31 protein-coding genes are annotated in these 15130 nt (G+C 64.6%); 4 read left to right on the top strand and 27 right to left on the bottom strand.

What is annotated here, in order from left to right; translation table 11 throughout:
• Positions 1-58 precede the first annotated feature (58 nt).
• From ACWELQ_RS00490 to ACWELQ_RS00480, 3 genes are read left to right on the top strand one after another with little or no spacing between them, the layout of a single operon-like run.
• Positions 59-211: a hypothetical protein gene (locus tag ACWELQ_RS00490; protein ID WP_452394873.1), complete on the top strand. Its 153-nt coding sequence runs from the start codon at positions 59-61 to the stop codon at positions 209-211.
• Positions 208-585, top strand: a complete 378-nt coding sequence (locus ACWELQ_RS00485; protein ID WP_452394872.1) for a dATP/dGTP diphosphohydrolase domain-containing protein — start codon at positions 208-210, stop codon at positions 583-585. Before ACWELQ_RS00490 ends, ACWELQ_RS00485 begins: the two co-directional genes overlap by 4 nt.
• A complete protein-coding gene (locus ACWELQ_RS00480; protein ID WP_452394871.1) occupies positions 573-1340 on the top strand; it encodes an exonuclease domain-containing protein in 768 nt (255 codons plus the stop codon). The genes ACWELQ_RS00485 and ACWELQ_RS00480 overlap by 13 nt, the downstream gene beginning before the upstream one ends.
• A gap of 208 nt (positions 1341-1548) precedes the next feature.
• On the opposite strand, the gene ACWELQ_RS00475 is transcribed toward ACWELQ_RS00480, so the two are convergent.
• Positions 1549-1791, bottom strand: a complete 243-nt coding sequence (locus ACWELQ_RS00475; protein WP_452394870.1) for a hypothetical protein — start codon at positions 1789-1791, stop codon at positions 1549-1551.
• 250 nt (positions 1792-2041) lie between these two features.
• Between ACWELQ_RS00475 and ACWELQ_RS00470 the strand changes: the two genes are divergently transcribed.
• On the top strand, positions 2042-2764 hold the full coding sequence (locus tag ACWELQ_RS00470; protein WP_452394869.1) for a helix-turn-helix domain-containing protein: 723 nt from the start codon (positions 2042-2044) through the stop codon (positions 2762-2764).
• 294 nt (positions 2765-3058) lie between these two features.
• Here the strand turns inward: ACWELQ_RS00470 and ACWELQ_RS00465 are convergent, their stop codons facing one another.
• The 26 genes from ACWELQ_RS00465 to ACWELQ_RS00340 form a co-directional block, all read right to left on the bottom strand.
• Positions 3059-3448, bottom strand: coding sequence for a hypothetical protein (locus ACWELQ_RS00465; protein ID WP_452394868.1), 390 nt, complete (start codon positions 3446-3448; stop codon positions 3059-3061).
• 47 nt (positions 3449-3495) lie between these two features.
• Positions 3496-4101 (bottom strand): hypothetical protein, encoded by a 606-nt coding sequence (locus ACWELQ_RS00460; protein WP_452394867.1) that lies wholly within the window; start codon positions 4099-4101, stop codon positions 3496-3498.
• 31 nt (positions 4102-4132) lie between these two features.
• Positions 4133-4672, bottom strand: coding sequence for a hypothetical protein (locus ACWELQ_RS00455; RefSeq protein WP_452394866.1), 540 nt, complete (start codon positions 4670-4672; stop codon positions 4133-4135).
• A gap of 77 nt (positions 4673-4749) precedes the next feature.
• Positions 4750-5301: a hypothetical protein gene (locus ACWELQ_RS00450; RefSeq protein ID WP_452394865.1), complete on the bottom strand. Its 552-nt coding sequence runs from the start codon at positions 5299-5301 to the stop codon at positions 4750-4752.
• A 117-nt stretch (positions 5302-5418) separates the two neighbouring features.
• The gene (locus ACWELQ_RS00445) at positions 5419-5661 is read right to left on the bottom strand and encodes a hypothetical protein (protein ID WP_452394864.1); all 243 of its coding nucleotides are present in this window, start codon (positions 5659-5661) and stop codon (positions 5419-5421) included.
• Between the two features lie 27 nt (positions 5662-5688).
• On the bottom strand, positions 5689-6789 hold the full coding sequence (locus ACWELQ_RS00440) for a DUF932 domain-containing protein (RefSeq protein WP_452394863.1): 1101 nt from the start codon (positions 6787-6789) through the stop codon (positions 5689-5691).
• Positions 6790-6860: 71 nt separating this feature from the next.
• Positions 6861-7199: a hypothetical protein gene (locus tag ACWELQ_RS00435; protein ID WP_452394862.1), complete on the bottom strand. Its 339-nt coding sequence runs from the start codon at positions 7197-7199 to the stop codon at positions 6861-6863.
• Positions 7200-7272: 73 nt separating this feature from the next.
• A complete protein-coding gene (locus tag ACWELQ_RS00430; RefSeq protein WP_452394861.1) occupies positions 7273-7503 on the bottom strand; it encodes a hypothetical protein in 231 nt (76 codons plus the stop codon).
• Entirely contained in the window at positions 7500-7706 is a 207-nt protein-coding gene (locus ACWELQ_RS00425; RefSeq protein WP_452394860.1) for a hypothetical protein, read from the bottom strand. The genes ACWELQ_RS00430 and ACWELQ_RS00425 overlap by 4 nt, the downstream gene beginning before the upstream one ends.
• 11 nt (positions 7707-7717) lie before the next feature.
• The gene (locus ACWELQ_RS00420; RefSeq protein ID WP_452394859.1) at positions 7718-8191 is read right to left on the bottom strand and encodes a hypothetical protein; all 474 of its coding nucleotides are present in this window, start codon (positions 8189-8191) and stop codon (positions 7718-7720) included.
• Positions 8179-8463, bottom strand: a complete 285-nt coding sequence (locus tag ACWELQ_RS00415) for a hypothetical protein (protein WP_452394858.1) — start codon at positions 8461-8463, stop codon at positions 8179-8181. Before ACWELQ_RS00415 ends, ACWELQ_RS00420 begins: the two co-directional genes overlap by 13 nt.
• 22 nt (positions 8464-8485) lie before the next feature.
• Positions 8486-9067 carry a hypothetical protein gene (locus ACWELQ_RS00410; protein ID WP_452394857.1) on the bottom strand — a complete coding sequence of 194 codons (582 nt, stop codon included), beginning with the start codon at positions 9065-9067 and terminating at the stop codon, positions 8486-8488.
• Positions 9068-9069: 2 nt separating this feature from the next.
• Positions 9070-9621, bottom strand: coding sequence for a hypothetical protein (locus ACWELQ_RS00405; RefSeq protein WP_452394856.1), 552 nt, complete (start codon positions 9619-9621; stop codon positions 9070-9072).
• Positions 9622-9643: 22 nt separating this feature from the next.
• Complete coding sequence (locus tag ACWELQ_RS00400; protein WP_452394855.1) at positions 9644-9778, bottom strand: hypothetical protein; 135 nt, start codon at positions 9776-9778, stop codon at positions 9644-9646.
• Between the two features lie 110 nt (positions 9779-9888).
• Positions 9889-10281 carry a hypothetical protein gene (locus ACWELQ_RS00395; RefSeq protein WP_452394854.1) on the bottom strand — a complete coding sequence of 131 codons (393 nt, stop codon included), beginning with the start codon at positions 10279-10281 and terminating at the stop codon, positions 9889-9891.
• Positions 10278-10634, bottom strand: a complete 357-nt coding sequence (locus tag ACWELQ_RS00390; RefSeq protein WP_452394853.1) for a GNAT family N-acetyltransferase — start codon at positions 10632-10634, stop codon at positions 10278-10280. Before ACWELQ_RS00390 ends, ACWELQ_RS00395 begins: the two co-directional genes overlap by 4 nt.
• Complete coding sequence (locus ACWELQ_RS00385) at positions 10631-11458, bottom strand: hypothetical protein (protein WP_452394852.1); 828 nt, start codon at positions 11456-11458, stop codon at positions 10631-10633. Before ACWELQ_RS00385 ends, ACWELQ_RS00390 begins: the two co-directional genes overlap by 4 nt.
• 89 nt (positions 11459-11547) lie before the next feature.
• Positions 11548-11832 (bottom strand): hypothetical protein, encoded by a 285-nt coding sequence (locus ACWELQ_RS00380; RefSeq protein ID WP_452394851.1) that lies wholly within the window; start codon positions 11830-11832, stop codon positions 11548-11550.
• Positions 11829-12140, bottom strand: a complete 312-nt coding sequence (locus ACWELQ_RS00375) for a hypothetical protein (protein ID WP_452394850.1) — start codon at positions 12138-12140, stop codon at positions 11829-11831. Before ACWELQ_RS00375 ends, ACWELQ_RS00380 begins: the two co-directional genes overlap by 4 nt.
• Before the next feature lie 100 nt (positions 12141-12240).
• A complete protein-coding gene (locus ACWELQ_RS00370; RefSeq protein ID WP_452394849.1) occupies positions 12241-12786 on the bottom strand; it encodes a helix-turn-helix transcriptional regulator in 546 nt (181 codons plus the stop codon).
• A complete protein-coding gene (locus tag ACWELQ_RS00365; RefSeq protein WP_452394848.1) occupies positions 12786-13028 on the bottom strand; it encodes a hypothetical protein in 243 nt (80 codons plus the stop codon). Before ACWELQ_RS00365 ends, ACWELQ_RS00370 begins: the two co-directional genes overlap by 1 nt.
• Positions 13025-13267, bottom strand: coding sequence for a hypothetical protein (locus ACWELQ_RS00360; protein WP_452394847.1), 243 nt, complete (start codon positions 13265-13267; stop codon positions 13025-13027). Before ACWELQ_RS00360 ends, ACWELQ_RS00365 begins: the two co-directional genes overlap by 4 nt.
• An 84-nt stretch (positions 13268-13351) precedes the next feature.
• Positions 13352-13654 carry a hypothetical protein gene (locus tag ACWELQ_RS00355; protein ID WP_452394846.1) on the bottom strand — a complete coding sequence of 101 codons (303 nt, stop codon included), beginning with the start codon at positions 13652-13654 and terminating at the stop codon, positions 13352-13354.
• Between the two features lie 77 nt (positions 13655-13731).
• Complete coding sequence (locus tag ACWELQ_RS00350; protein WP_452394845.1) at positions 13732-13965, bottom strand: hypothetical protein; 234 nt, start codon at positions 13963-13965, stop codon at positions 13732-13734.
• Between the two features lie 85 nt (positions 13966-14050).
• Positions 14051-14221: a hypothetical protein gene (locus ACWELQ_RS00345; protein WP_452394844.1), complete on the bottom strand. Its 171-nt coding sequence runs from the start codon at positions 14219-14221 to the stop codon at positions 14051-14053.
• Between the two features lie 66 nt (positions 14222-14287).
• Complete coding sequence (locus ACWELQ_RS00340) at positions 14288-14758, bottom strand: hypothetical protein (RefSeq protein WP_452394843.1); 471 nt, start codon at positions 14756-14758, stop codon at positions 14288-14290.
• Positions 14759-15130 lie beyond the last annotated feature (372 nt).

Here is a 15130-nt window from a genome sequence, read left to right as displayed (position 1 = left end):
TAGACCGCTGGGAAAGTGAGGGCCTGGTCGCGTGTGGGTAGCTGTAGGGATCACGTTGGTGGCCACGCTGGCGTTGGACATCGCCTATTTGGCGGCACCGTTGAACTGGGCAGATCGGCTGTGGCGGTGGTCGCGCTGCGCCGAGGGATTCACGCTGATGCTCGCGCTCGTGTGGGCCGTCCAGGTGACGTTCGAGGCGGTGAACCGATGAGTGCAGCATCGGCCGAGGTGCGAGTCACCAGCCGGACCGGCGGCCAGAAGGGGCGCAAGCTCGCACGCTTCGGCCTCATCCCTGCAGGGCCGCTGCGCGAGCTGGCCGAACTCTACGGCCGCGGCGCCGAGAAGTACTCAGATGACAACTGGCGCAAGGGATATGACTGGTCGTTGTCGTTCGACGCGATGATGCGTCACGCCTGGGCGTTCTGGGACGGCGAGGACATCGACGAGGAGACCGGAGCCAAGCACATCATTTGCGCGGTCTGGCACGGAATCACGCTGGCAGCGTTCATGGTTCTGCATCCCGGATTCGACAACCGCCCCTCGCGGCGGAACGCTGGGGAAGGAGAAGCTCGATGCCTGCCGTGAGCGAAGGGCCGTGGACCGGGCACGTCCTCGGGGGCTTCGACCTGGAAACAACAGGGCCAGAACCAGAGTCCGCACGGATCGTGTCCGCATGCCTGGCCTACTTCGCTGGCGGCCAGCTGCACAAGCGCACCTGGCTGCTCGATCCAGGGTGCGAGATCCCAGCCGGTGCAACGGAAGTCCACGGCATCACCACCGAGCAGGCCCGCGCCGAAGGAATGGACTACGCCGCCGGCCTCGCCGAGATCGCTTCCGGGCTGAACCGATTGTGGGAGCGCGGCACCGTGGTGTCGATCTACAACGGCTCCTACGACTGCACGGTGATGGCCAGCGAAAGCCGACGCATGGGCTTCGGGCTGTGGACCCCGGGCGCGGTGGTCGACCCATACGTCATCGACAGGCACTGCGATCCGGACCGTCGCGAGAAGCGCACGCTCGCCATGGTGTCGGCGCACTACGGCGTCGCGCTCGAGAACGCACACAACGCCGACGACGACACCGTGGCCGCCATGCGCCTGGCCTGGGTGCTGGCGCGCGCCTTCCCCGAAGTCGGCCAGATGACGGTGACGCAGCTGATGAAGGCACAGGCCCTCTGGCATCAGGAGAACACCGACAACTACCGCGACTGGGCCACAGAGAAAGCCGCCACCCTGCGCGACCGGGCCGCCGAGCTCCAGCAGCGCGCCGCCGAACTTGCGCTGCGCGCGGCCAATGCCGACGGCGGGTGGCCGCTGCGCAGGGGTGTTTATACATCGTGACAACTCGCAAACAGGCAGTAACCTCGAACGCGAGCGGTAGCTCACCCGCCGGTGGTGGCGGGGAAAACTGAATAACAACTCCATATTGGCCGGTGACGATCTGAAGTCCTGGCAACCCGACTCGAGCCTCGCGGAAACCGCGCCGAGCCGGGGCCTGCATCCCCGGGCACACGCCTTCCCGTGTGCCCGGGGATGTCGGCTTTAGGGACTAGGACAGCTCCACACCGCCTGCGGTCATCGCCCGCACGAACACGCCGGCCTGGGCGGCATCAGCATGCGCTCGTGCGGCTCGGTGATCGCCCCTGGCCAGCGCTTCATGCCCCATTCGCACATGGCTGTCGATCCGCTGCGCGAGCTGGGTTGCCGCTTCCCGGTTGGCCGCTGCGTAGATGCGGTCGAGCTCTTGCTGCTGTCGCCGTGAGATCGCCGCGCGAATGCCGACCTTGCCCATGTGGGTCTCCCATCCTCCACCTACCCGCAGATCTGCGGGAAGCCTTCGCTGACCCGGGCGGAGCTTGCACGCAGCCAGGCACTGACTAAGCGCACGTCAGGCGGGTAGCTGTGCCGTTGCGCACACCCGTAGGTCAAGAATTGGTCAAGAGTCGGTATGTGCCCGTACAAAGGTCATCGTTTCCAAGTCTCACTCGGATGAGGCTTCCGCGCTCCGGGCGCGTGACCAGCCAACAATGAGGTAAATACCGATGTCCAAAAGCCGACTAGCGACGTTCGTACGGTCTCGGCGCGAAACGCTCGGCATGACTCGCCAGCAGGTTGCCACCGCCACCGGCTGGTCTGTGTCCTCGATCGAGAAGGTGGAACGTGGAGACCTCGTTCCAGGCCTCGAGTTTCTCGGCGCCATCTTCGACACCCTGCACATCCCCTACCTCTACCGGGCCCAGCTGGTCAGCGCGCTTTTCCCAGGCATGATCGACCGCATCGTCGGCCCCGCAACCGCGGCACCGACACGACGCGACCAACGCGACCTTGATCTCCTGCCGTACCCCGCCGCCGACCTCGCGCTACCCGAAGGGCGCATCCTGGCCACCAACACCCAGTGGAACAGCGTGTTCCCCAGTGCCGGGCCCGAGACCAACCTCATCGTGTGGCTCCTGACCAACCCTCTCGCCAGCAGCGTGCTGATCGAGCACGAGGCCATCGCGCACACCTTCGCCTACGGGCTGCGCATGCTCGGGTCGCTCGTACTCAGTGATGAGCGAATGGCTGAGATCCAACAACAGTGCGCAATCAATCCGGCATGGGAACGGCTCTACAGCACCGACCCGCAGATGTCCGGAGGTCTCGAAGCTGCGATCCGAATCGTCGACCCGAACACTCACAAGCTCCGCGCCTACGAGGTCCGAGTCGACAAACCCCACCAGCCATACCGGACGTGGGCAACCTGGCGGCTGGTGCCGCTCACCTGATCCGGAACGCCGCTCGGGGTGTGCCTACTCCCCGAGCGGCTCCGGCCTGGCCGACGGTTACTCGTCAACCCGATCCAGGCGATCCAACTCCGTGAGGCCCTCGTCGAGATCGGTGCCAATGAACGGTTGATCTCTCCTACGCGGTGGGAGGAACATCCACGCCGCGTCAGGCAGTTCGATCACCATCCCGGCGATCCGCCGCCGCGAGTTCCACGCCAAGCTTGTCCCCTCATCCGACGTTGCCTCGAGTCTCAATCCCATCGCTGCACCCTTCGCTCAATCCTCCATCCATGTTCACGCGCTCAGCGCGTCAAACCCCTTCGCCTCCAACAGCGCGCACACCGGCCGCAAGCCACGCAGCACATAGCAGCCGCGGCAAGCGAACACCGGACCGTCCAACGAACTGACCATCGGGCCGCGACCAGCTGCGCAGAACACACAGATACCGCCGCCAGCCACGTGCTCGAACCGGTCGATCGGCCCGAAATGGAAGTCGCCACACAGCATCAGCGCGCCAGTCACCCGCGCATGGGGATAGCGGGTCGCCAGCTCGGGCAGCGACTTGTCGTACGGCCCCCACAGCGCGCGCACCTGCCCGAAGCTGGTGCATCCGGAATCGTGTGCACCCGGTGCGGTGCTGGTGTTCGAGCACACCAGCACCGCCCACCGATACTCCAGCTTCATCGGACCATTCTCGAGCGCGAATCTCCTGGTGCGCAACAGGTCCCGGATCAGCCCGCCGTCGCCAGTTCGGCGCCCTGTAGGCGCTGCTGGATCAGTCGGACGAGATCGCCGACCATATCGGCTGGTACCTGCTTCACGCTGAGCTTGAAGCTGCCGTCGGCATTGAACTGGGCACCGAGCAGCGCTGAGTTCATCGCGTCGTGCAACTCGCCTTGGCGTCCACTGTCGTGGCCGAAGTGTGTCCAGCCGCCGGTGATATCAGCCAAAGCCTTCATTTGGGCATGACGAGCAGCGGCCCGTTCGTAAATGGCCTGCTTGCGAGCCTTCGCCGCATCGAACTCCTCCCAATACGCCAGCAGCAGCCGGCGTCGAATCTCCGCGGCGATCTTGGCTGCGCCCTTGGCCTTCGAGATCCGGATCGTGCTGCGGAACGCATTGGCGGCCGAACCCGAATAGCTGCCGAAGCTGACGTAGGCGACGATCTTTCCTCGGTCGGCGAAATCCGCGTAGGTGTAGGCGTCGCCATCGCGGAGGCTGAGGGAGTGGCCCTCAGCGGTAGCCAGCTCCACCTGTTCATATTCGTAGCAGGCCCGCCAGTCGCCTTCGAGGTGGTAGACGATCTCCTGCATGAAAGCTTCGTCGTAACTGCGCATGGTGAATCTCCCTGTCCTTGAGGTGGTTTCGTCAGAAATGAGATTTCGATGGAGGCTCGGACGCGTCGACCCCGGTGATGGTCTGCGTCTTCACCAAGTCCTTGCGTGGTCGCCACTCGATCTGGATATGGCGGTCACCGAGGTTCAGGCCGAACGTGATGCCGTCGTCGACGGTCACTGTCCCGACCCACACGACGCCGCGATGGCCCGTCAACCGGTGCGGTCGGTCGAACTCTCGGACGACCCGAACCTTCTGGCCGACAGCGAGTTCCGTGCATCCGGACGTTTCAATCGCTCCGTTCGCATGTCGTGGCTGTTCAATGGGGTAGGTGCGGACGCCCCAGTTCGCGATGACCTCGGCGGTCGATGGCGGCGGTGGGGCGTCGGCGTCGAGATCGACAGGCGGCGAGATGCCATAGAGCTCCAGTTCGGCCGCGCGCTCGGCAGCCTTGGCCTCTTCCCGCGCTGCGCGCCGAGCGAAATACCTTCGGTCGCAGGGCACTTCCCAGTAACACACAACCGGGAAGGTCAGGTACCGGGCGTCGGGGTCCGAGGACTTGAACGCGGCCACGCCCACTCGCCCGCAACGCCTGCACGTGTACTTGATGTGGTTGGTGCTGAAGTCGCCGCCCATTGCGTGACGGGCCTCTACATCCAGATCTCGCTGGCGGGCGTGCCGCTGAACGTAGTCCTGCTCGCAGGCGTGTCGTCGGCGACCAGTTCGATGGTTTGGCTGCGGTCGTGCCCAGCCACCCAGGGGAAGTATCGGCAGCCGACGCTGTCCAGGACGGAGAGTCCATCGCCGTCGACCGTCCGGACCGCGCCGACCCATTCGAGGCGCTCGACCCGGGTTGTCGGATCCGTGTCCGGCAGATGGATTTCGTGTCGGATGCGGACCGTGTGGCCGGGCTGGATCTGCGTGAATTCCGCGGGCAGAGTGCGCCGCACCTGGAACTCGTCGATGGTTCGCTCGATTGTGGCGATGAAGGTGCCGCTCTCGTTCGTCTCGTCGTCGGCGAAGTCGTCAGCATCGAACAGGTCCGAGAGCGCCTGGTCGTCGAGTTCGTCGAGTTCGTCCGGCAGCTCGTCATTGTCGGCGAGCATTTCAAGCAGCTCCGCGCGGGGCAGACGCATCTCGAACTGCTCGGTGGTCGACCAGCGGATCGTGACTTCTTCGACGGGCATAGCGGGTGCGGACATGGCTGTACCTCCTTGATAGGGAAGGGGTTTGGATGGATGCTCGGATGAGCGGGCCAGTAATCAGGACCGGGCACGCACCGCGGCGGCGATGCGTGCCCGGCTCAAACGGCGGGCACGCTAAATGAACCGGTGCGACACGAACTCGACGTCGCTGTCACTTTCGACGAGGCAGTACTCCTCTTCGAGATCGCTGAGGTCGTTGTCGACCACCTTGGCGATCTCGTCGGCGCTCAACGCTTTCGGGTCATTGCCGCCCAGCTCATCGGAGTAGTCGTCGATGAAGTGCGGCAGCGGCTGCTTGTAGGTGAAGGTCTGGGTCTGAGTTCGGGTCCAGGTGAATTCGATGTACCGCTCGGGCATTGGTCGCCTCCTGTCTTGATGGGCTGGTCAGGCTGGCTGGAGTTCGAGGACGCGCATGAGGTCCTTGTGGGCGATGGCGTCCTTCTTGGCGGTGTCGCCTTCGATGGCGTTGGCCATGTTGCGGTCGGCGCGAGTCACCTTGCTGTTGCCGATGGACGCGAAGTGGTGGTTGTAGGTATTGACGGCCTGCAACACCCCGAAAGCCGTTCCGGCCCACGGCTCGACGCGGTTGTCATGGCGGTACAGCTCGGTCAACTTCTCGCGCTTGTTGACCACGCGGGTCTTGCCGGCGCCTTCCTTCTCGGGCATCGGAGCCCATTCACCCAGGAAGTTGTTGAACTGGCTGGTGCTGACCGGGATCTGGCACAGCTCGCGGATCTCGGCGGCGAAGTCGTCGGCGCTCTCGACGATCAGCTTCAGTGCGTCGCGTGCCTCGGTGACCTTCAGCTTCGAGTTCTTGGAGTGCTTGATCTTCGTCCGCAGCCCGGACGCTCGCGCCTCGGCCTCGGCTGCGAACCGGGTGTTGTCGCACACCACCAGCGTGTGGGTCGCGGAGTACTGGGTTGCCAAGGATCCGTCGTGCGAGGTCCAGGCGAGCAAGTTCGGTCGGAAGTCCACGCCTTCAGGCGTTTTCACCGTGTCGGGGCGTTCGATCTGCACCCACGCCTGTGCCGACTCGCGTAGCAGGCCGGCCGACGTGACACCGAGCGAATCGGTGCTGACCGCGAGGCCGTCCGCAGTGATGAGCTGGGCGACCTTCTCCAGCAGCCATTCCTGATACTGGTGTGGCTCGTAGCCTGCCTTGAAGACCCCGAAGTCGTACTTGGTTTCGGAGTGGTAGATCGTCTGGCGGCCGGTCTGGGTCAGATGGATCGAGTACGGCTGACCGTCCGGGCCGATCCAGTTCCATTCGCCGTCAATGGTGCTCGGCGCCGCGAAGGCGCTGACTCCGGACTTGGCTTCGAAGTTGAACAGTCGCCGGATGATGTGGTCAACCGGGATGAAGCCGGGGTAGTGGTTGGGCTCTTCGCCCTGCATGGTCGCCTTGTAGTGCCAGGCGGTCCCGCGCTTCTCGGTCATGCCGATCAGGATGTTGGTGTTGAGCCATTCCATGGTTTCGCGAGACATGGGTTCTCCCTTGTGGTTTGGGGTGTTGAATGCTTGGCGGCCGGTATCCGCCGTGTGAAAGGTGAAGGGGGTCAGGCGATGACGTTGTCGTCGGAGGGGCGAGGCCACTTGGAATGGGCGTCCCAGCCTGAACAGGTGTGCATGTGGTCCAGGGCGTGCCGGGCCAGGGTGCCGATGCTGTCGCCATCCTCGTGCTGGTAGATCACGGTGCTGCACAGCGTGCAAACCGTGTCCATGGCCAGGACAGCCATGTCCTCGGTTTCGCGCAGGTCCACCCAATCCAGGACGTTGGACAGCGCCGGGGTGATGCGAGGCCGGAGCGGGTGATGGACCTCGACCTCCGCGGCGTTCGTCCCGCGCAGGTCGTGGAACAGGTCATAGTTGTGCACGTCGCTGGTCCACAGGGGCATTGGTTTCTCCCATGACTGAGCAGGCCACGAGCATCTCGCCCGCGGCCTGAGAGATGGATTGATTGAGTGGTCGCTACACGCGGCAGAGAAGGTGCCTCAGCTCGTCTCGGGTCTCCCGAAACGAATTGGCTTGGGCGGCGTCGTCGCACTGGGCGCAAGCGTCGTCGCAGTCCTCGAGGGGGCCGTCGACATGGGCTTCTTCGTCGTAGTAGTCGGCGAGCCGGGTCAGTGAGTCGGCGATGAAGCCGCCCTGATTCTCGATGAAGTTGAGCAGCTGCTTTCGATTCCGGCGTCGGGCGCTCACAGCCTGTCCTCTGTCGAAATCAGTTCTGCATCAATGACTTCGCGTTCCCGCTCGTCGCCGACGACCCGGTCCGAGATGAACTCGGAAATGCCGGATTGGCCGACGAGGTCGAGCAGCTCACCGGATTCCCCGTCCCAGTCTTCGGGGACCTTGACGGTCCAGATCTCTTCGATCTCCGCGGTGGCCTTCACGGTCACCTGCATCGTCTTTAGGGTCACCACTCGGTCTCCTCGGGGGTCTTGCGCTGGATCTTGTAGCCGAGCTCGCGGAGACGCTTCTCGTTCTTCTGGGGATGGAGGGGCCATTTCGAGCGGCTGGGGGAGATCCAGAACCAGTAGTAGTCGCACCGGCAGTCGCTGGCCTGGTTGGTTTCCCACTCGTAGTGGGTGGGATCGCCGCATGCGAACGGCCGGCCTTCGTGGCAGGGGAACTTTTCGCAGTCGATTACGACGACGTCGGCATGCTCTTCATTGCGCCACTGGTTGTTCTCATCCTCGGATGCGCCGGGGACGGTGAAATCGGCGGCGACCTTGCCGAGCTCCGAGGTTTGGAACCAGAGGTGATACAGCCACGCCAGGCGCTTCGCGGCGGCCATAGACTCGGCCTTCGCCGCGTAGGTGTACGGCGATTCGCCGTCGTGCCGCTCGGTGCCGGAGACGTTGATGGTGAACTCTTTTAGCTCCGCCACTGGACACCCTCCGTCGCTTCGTCGATCTCGGCAGCCCAGTCTTCGGCGTGGCTTTCAGTGGCATCGCTGAGGACTTCGCCGAACACAACGTCGTTGAGCCGGGCGAGGTGGAGCATGTCGCGGAGGATCTCCTCCATGTACTCCCGCAGCTCGCCAGTGTCCTCGACGATCGGGCTGCGCAGCGGTGCGAAGACCGACCAGCGGTGACCAGTGATGGCCGACAGCGCTCTCGCTGCGGCCTGCTTGTTCTGCTCGATTGCGTTGCTGCTCATGATTTCTCCCTGGGGTGGTGGTTCAGGCTGCGGTGAGGTCTGCGGCGAAGCGCAAGAGGTGTTCGGCTTCGTTGTGGGGGAGCTCGAACTTCATCTCGACCGTGGTGCCGTTGATCCGGAACTTGCCTTGGCGGCCGGTACCGCCGAAGAGCCAGTAGCTGGTGTGGCCAGGCTTGTGGGCGTCGATGATCGAGCCCAAGCGCTGGGCGAACTCTTGACGGTTCGCGAGCTCGAGCTCCCACGTCAGCTGCTTGGCATGGGCTGCTTCGTAGGCTGCGAGGTACGCGGGCAGGAGCCGCTTGCGGATGTCGCGGGCGATCTGTTCGTCGGACTTGCTGACCGTGATCGTGATCGCCGCGCGGCCGGCGTCGATGTTCGGGACGAACGACCCGCATTCGCCGAAGGTCGGAACGAGCCGAATCCTGGTCTGCTGGTTGCGTCCTCGCCCGGCCTGGTACAGGCGTAGCCAGATCTGTGCGCCGTCGGCTCGCGCGATGCGGGCATCGCCGCCGTCCGCGAGATGGCCTGGCCCGCCCACCCATTCGTCGCCGAGGTAGCCCGCGATGCGGTGGACTCGATCGTGGAAGGTGTCGCTGTAGTCCACGCTCAGCCTTCCGTGAAGTACTCGGCGACGGCGTACGCGACTTCGCGGTGGGTCATCGGCGCGCGGCTGGTGAACTTGCTCGGGCGAGTGAGCGGCTCGCCCCATCTCGTGGCGTGGTAGGTCCACTCGCCGTGGTACGCGTGGCCGGTGATCCCGCCGCCTACCTTCGAGACGAGGACGTCGACTCCGGTGACGGGGGTGACGTAGGTTTCCTCGGCCACGAACCCGCAGCCGCAATCGCAGATGTCGAACTCGTCTTCGCCGCGGGCGATCTGTGTGCCGCGCTCGGCAAGGTCGGGGAGCCTCTCGTCCTCGAAGTGGTAGCGGGCCTGCGCGAGGATGGCTTCGGCGTCCTGGCCGCGGATGTGCGCCGCCATCAGGACGTTGCTGATGACATCGGATGCGAGAGTTGGGAATTCGTCGGGGTCGTCGAGGTCTTCGTTGGTGAGTCGATTGCCGCCAGAGTTGGCGTGGGCAAGCAGGGCGACCTGTCCGAGGTAGGCGGCCGTGACGCGTTCGGCGTATGTGACGTCGAGATGTTTGGTGGTGGTCATTGGTTTCTCCCCGGGGTGATGGTTAGACGAAGACGGGTTCGTGTCGGAAGTTCTCGACGCACTCGTAGATGGAGGGGACTTCGCCGTGCCAGCCCTTGCGGAAGTTGCCGGTTTGCAGCACGTAGGCGAGATAGTCGTAGGTGTAGATCGTGTTCATTGGTGGTGTTTCTTTCATTTCGTTTCTTGCGAATGTTGTTGCCGGTAAGGCATTTCGCTCTACGCTGCCGGGCGAGAATAACCAGCAGACATAGACATGAAGGGATGCATTTACACCCCCTGAAGGCGCGCGGGCTTTCGGATTGCGGCCATGGTTTCGAATGCATCCGTGATGGCCTCATGAATGAGGCTGGGGCCATGGCCGTACACCCAGTCGTTTTGCGTGGCGGGGGAATCGGTGAGCGGGTTGTGGTACTTGCCCCCGTGCCAGCCGTATTCGAGACTCCACACCGACGCTTCGCCCAGCGCGACGCCCGCGCGGCTCGCGGTCACCAGCACACCGACGAACGACCACTCGTCGGCGCGCCAGCCCGCCATCAACTCGGGGTCACACAGGCCCGGGTCGTACTTGCGCTTTGGGGTTTCGTCCTCGTCATTGACCATGCGGGCGTGGATCCGGAAGCCGCCGATCACGCCCAGGTCCAGGCGTTCGAGGGGTGTCATTTGGTTCCTTGGGGTTTGGGGGCGCGCACCATCGACTCGGTGGTGGCGAAGTCGCGTGCTCGGCCGCGGTTGGGGACGAATCCGAACCGGCGGTAGAAGGGGCGCAGGCGGGACAGCGATCCGCCGTATGTGTTGCCGGGAGTCAGCGCGGACGGGATGCTCCACCGGTCGGCCGCATCGGTGAGGCGGCGCATGATCGCGGTGCCGATTCCCTGATTGCGCTGGTCCTCGGGCACGACGAGGCGGCCTAGGATGAGGTGGGAGCTAGTTGCATGGATCCATAGCGAGACGCCGGGGTACTCGGCCTCGATCGCGATCCGTAGCTCGTCGATCAGGTAGTCGTCGGGCATCATGCGGGCTCGGCGATGAGGTTGCGGTGGCGTAGGTCCAGCACCAGCTCGTCGCCGCGCCAGCGGGCAAGGGTGACCACCGTGCCGAGTCGGGCGGCGATCCAGTCGGGGATGACCTTCTCGCCGAAGTCGCACATCGACGGGTCGACGATGGTGGGGTAGCCGCCGCCGTGGCCGTAGTCCAGGTATCCGCCCCAGGCGAGTTCGTCGACGATTGCCTCGCCAGCCTCGGTCAGCTCCCACGCGCCGATGGCGTCGCCGACCGCTTTGAGCAGGTCGTGGCGGCCGTAGTCGTCCCAGTGCTCCTGGATCTGCTGCTGCTCGACTGTCGACCATTCCTCCTCGTCCAGGCAGGGGTAGCCGTCGAGCGATTCGAGGACATCGGTCAGGTCTGCGGGTGCGCGTGTGTCGAGATCCAGTGCGACGTAATCGCAGTCGGAGTACGGGCCATCGGACAGCTCGGTCGCTCCGCCCCACTGACGGTGCAGGACGCGGGCATTCGCGATGCCCATGGCGTCGTCATAGCCGTAGCTGTCCTTGGACCGCGTGGCGTTGATCAGCAGCAGATCAACGTCGCCGGAGCGCCAGGACGCCTTGTAGAAGGTGGCGAAGTGGTCGCATCCGGTGCGCCAGTTCCGGCCGTACACCCGCGCCATGACGCCTCGGACCGAAGCATCGAATGCCCTCGGCCCGCCCGGGTAGTTCTCGTCCAGGTAGGCAACGACTTCGGGGTCTTCCCAATCCCAGCCGATGTGCTCGGTGCGGTCGTAGATCCACTCCCGCGCTTCGTTGATTTGGTCGGAATCCAGTAGCTCGAGAACCTTCATCGCATTCTTTCTGGTCGTTGTTTTACGCTGTAAAGAACGGGTCTCAAAAACGCCCCCACGAATGGGGGGGCGAACCTCAAATCCGATACCTACACCACGCAGGTGACCTCATCCCCGACGCTTAACAGGTCAGGGATGGCGGAGGACTCGACGGGTTTGGCGACAACTCGCCGCGGCGCCGCTGCACCCGTGGGCTGATAGGCGAGCTCCCTGCGGGTCTTCACATTCACCACCCGCGCACCCATCGGCGCGCTGGCATCGAGCACCCACACCGTCTGCTCAAACGGTCCCGGCGACCACACCTCACCCGACTTCTCAACGCGTCCAACGGGATCGGTCGACACCATCCAGGCAATCGCCGCATAGGTGATCACGCGGCCACCGCCTTGCGCTTGGCACCGGCCATGGCTTCCACCTCGCGGTGCAGCCAGGCCGCCAGCGCATGCAGCTCGCCGGCGGAATCGCCCGACAGCACGATGCGCGCTTCGACATCGGCCAGCGCGGACATCGGCTCGAACGGCATCCCCATCGCCATCGGCAACAGATCCGATGACGCGGTCACCCAGTACTGCGCGATGGCCCGTGCCACCGGCTGCGAGACCATCAGCCCGCATTCCTTGAACAACGCCACCTCGGCGTGCAGACGCCGCGCACCGGCGGCGTCCTTCGTGATTCGCATCATTTCGCTTGTCTCCCTGGATGGTTGATTGATGAGCCCCCGGTGACGGGCATGAAGAAGTCCCCCGACGTCTCCCACGTCGAGGGCCTGGTGACCTTGAAGGTCAGGCAGCGCCGAGCTGTGCCAGCGCTCCGCTCGGGCGGCGATGCTTGGTCTTGGACTTGCGGATTGCGGTGCGTTCGGCGCGCTCCAGCTGGCGGCCGAGCACCCACGCTTCGATCTCGGTCCGGACCACCAGCACCAGGCGCGGCCCCTCGGCGACGACGGGCGGGAAGTCCGCGCACTGCTGTCGCCACAGCGAAACCGCTTGGCGCGTCACGCCGAACTGTTCGCCCACCTCGGCGAGATTCATCAGCAGGCTCGGGCGGTCCTTGAACTCGGGCCGATGCCACACCACCGACGGGGTAGGGGCCTCCGCCTCCGGCAGCGTGTAGCCGAGCCCGGCGACAAACTCTCGCATCTCGGCCCGCACCACGTAGACCAGGTGCCCGACCATCGCCACGACGGGTGGGAAGTCTCGGGCATGCCGTCGGCGCCAGTTCGACACGGTGCCTGTGGCGACACCCAGCTCGCTGGCGACCTGCGACATCAGCATCAGCTCGGACTCGCGGCCCTCGAACTCCGGTCGCAGCCACATGTAAACCGTCATCAGGCCGTGGCCTCCTTGCCTTCGCTGATCAGGTCAAACATCTTGGTGAGGTGCTCGATGCTCGCCGTCGTCGGACGGTTCGGGTACTTGGTTCTGCCCTGGTAGGTCTGTTCGATGACCAGGCAATCGAAACGGCCATCGCCGAGGTCCTCGACGACTCGCAAGGTCCGGAAGTTTTCCCTCCGCTTGTCGCGGTAGATATCGCCGACGACCGGCACACGCTTAGGGGCTGCTTTCCTCATCGGGCCACCGCCACAGTGCGCAGGCCGCCGATCTCCTGGCAGGTGACCGGGTGGCGCATGGTGAATGCCATCGTCAGGCCGCCCGGGTTGTCGCTGGTGAATACCTGCACGTCCCAGCCGTCGCGCAGCATGTCGGCCTTGACCTGCTCGACCAGCTGCCCGCACATGCGCTCGCTGCCCTTGATTCCCGTCGCGAGCTGGCCGCCGCTCGCGCCCCACATTTCGACCGTGTACGTCATGTTCTTCCTGCCTGTCCGCCCGTTTCCGGGCATGCAAAAGGGCCCCGAGCAGATCGCCCGGGGCCCTTGAGGTTTGGTCTGTAGTTAGTCGACGACGATTCCGGCGGCGGCCAGCTCGGCGTCGCGATCCTCCGCGGAGATCACCTGCACGCCCACCACTCGCGCATCCGCCAGCACCGACCGCAGTACGTTCTCAGCGGTGTCGAGAGTTTCGGTGATCGCCTCCCGCAGCGGCGCATCCTCCACCGGCACACCGAACGATGTCCGGCCGGTAGTCATGTTGTGCGACAGCGTCACCCATCGTCCGAACCCGTGCATCAGCCTCGACTGCTGCGCCTCGGTCAACGCTCCCGTTTCGGCCTGCACCTCGAGTGACCAGCCCGGCATGATCCAACCTCCCACGTCCGCCGAAGAGATATCCCCGGGCAACGACACCGGGGACGATCCGTAAATTCCAGACTGCCTCACGCCATACCCTTCTGCAAATCAACCCCGAGCACCCGCTGCACCCTGTGCAGGAAGTGCTTGAGCTGCTCCATCGTCTCCGGTGTCGCCGAAAACTGCTGGTAGATGTCCCCACGTCGGAACCGCCAGCTCGCGTCCGGCCCCTGCCACACTCGCCATCCCTCCGCCTCAGCGGCTTTGATCGCGATGTCCATCCATTTCGAAATGACGCGCCATTCCGATTCCACTTCCATGACTTCCTCCCGGCGAAACGAATTACGAATGAGTGGCTGAAAAGTCGGGGGAACCACCGGGGCCGCCGGTAGCTCCGCTGGCCTGTCAGCGGCGGTACTCCACCGCGAACCACAGCGCGTTGGTGTTGTTGGCCAGCAGCCCGGACACGATCGGCAGCGCCAGACCGGAACCGCGAAGCCCGGCCTCAACCTGATAGGCGGCCAACGCATCTCGCGACACGGATTGCATGGGTGTGGACTTCGTGAGCGAAACCATCTGCCCTCCTTGGGCATGCAAAAGGCCGCCACCCGGAATGGGTGGCGGCCCTGTGTGATTGGCGGATTAGACGAACGACATCGGCAGGCGCACGATGTGCTCGGCACCGGTCAGCGCCTCACGCAAGCGGGCGTCAATCCGCGCCGCGTACAGCCACGTCTCGTGGCACAGCGGCATACCCGCCGCGTGCACCAGTAGCGCTTCGGCCGCACGCGCCGGGGTCAGCCCATAGACCTGCTCGAACACCACGTGGTGCACCTCGGGCAGGACCGCCGCGTATCGCTCGGCCATGCGCGGCATTGCCCACGGCTTCGCCCGATCGACGTGCGGAATCGGCACGCCATTGCGGAAGTAGCGCGCCACCCCATCCGGCGCGATCTGCGCGGCCATCACGGTATAGCCCCGGTCGACTGTCACGACCTCGACACCGGACTCGACAGCGCGCCCTGCCGACGGACGGAACACGCCGTCGAACACGTCGAAGAACTGTTCGGCCACGGCGGTCTGCTGCGGCATCCACTTGTACATCGAAACCATTTCTGATCTCCCATCATTCGGGTGGTGACCGTGGCCAGCGCGCGGTGAATCACGCCGGACAACGGTGGCCAAGGATGGCCGAAACCTGCTTATCGGCAGGTCTGACAGCGCACCGATTTCCCGATGCACTCTCAGACCTGCCCGGAGATGAATCCCCGGGCAGGGCAACATATTTGGCAGCATCGAACGGCACACGCCAACGAAACGTCGAAACGGAATCGCCCGCACTCCATGCCGCACCGGTAGGTTCCCGATGCCACCAACGGCCACACTGTTCAGTTCTCAAACGACAGAGCTTGCGCCTGTCTCCGCACGCCGCGAACGACGCCCGTGCATGACCACACGCCGCCCCACTTCCCCACGTGCGCAGGG

It is taken from the genome of Nocardia sp. NPDC004722 (assembly GCF_053601505.1).
Note: the sequence above shows the minus strand (reverse complement) of the source record. Positions and strands in the feature narration are given on the sequence as shown.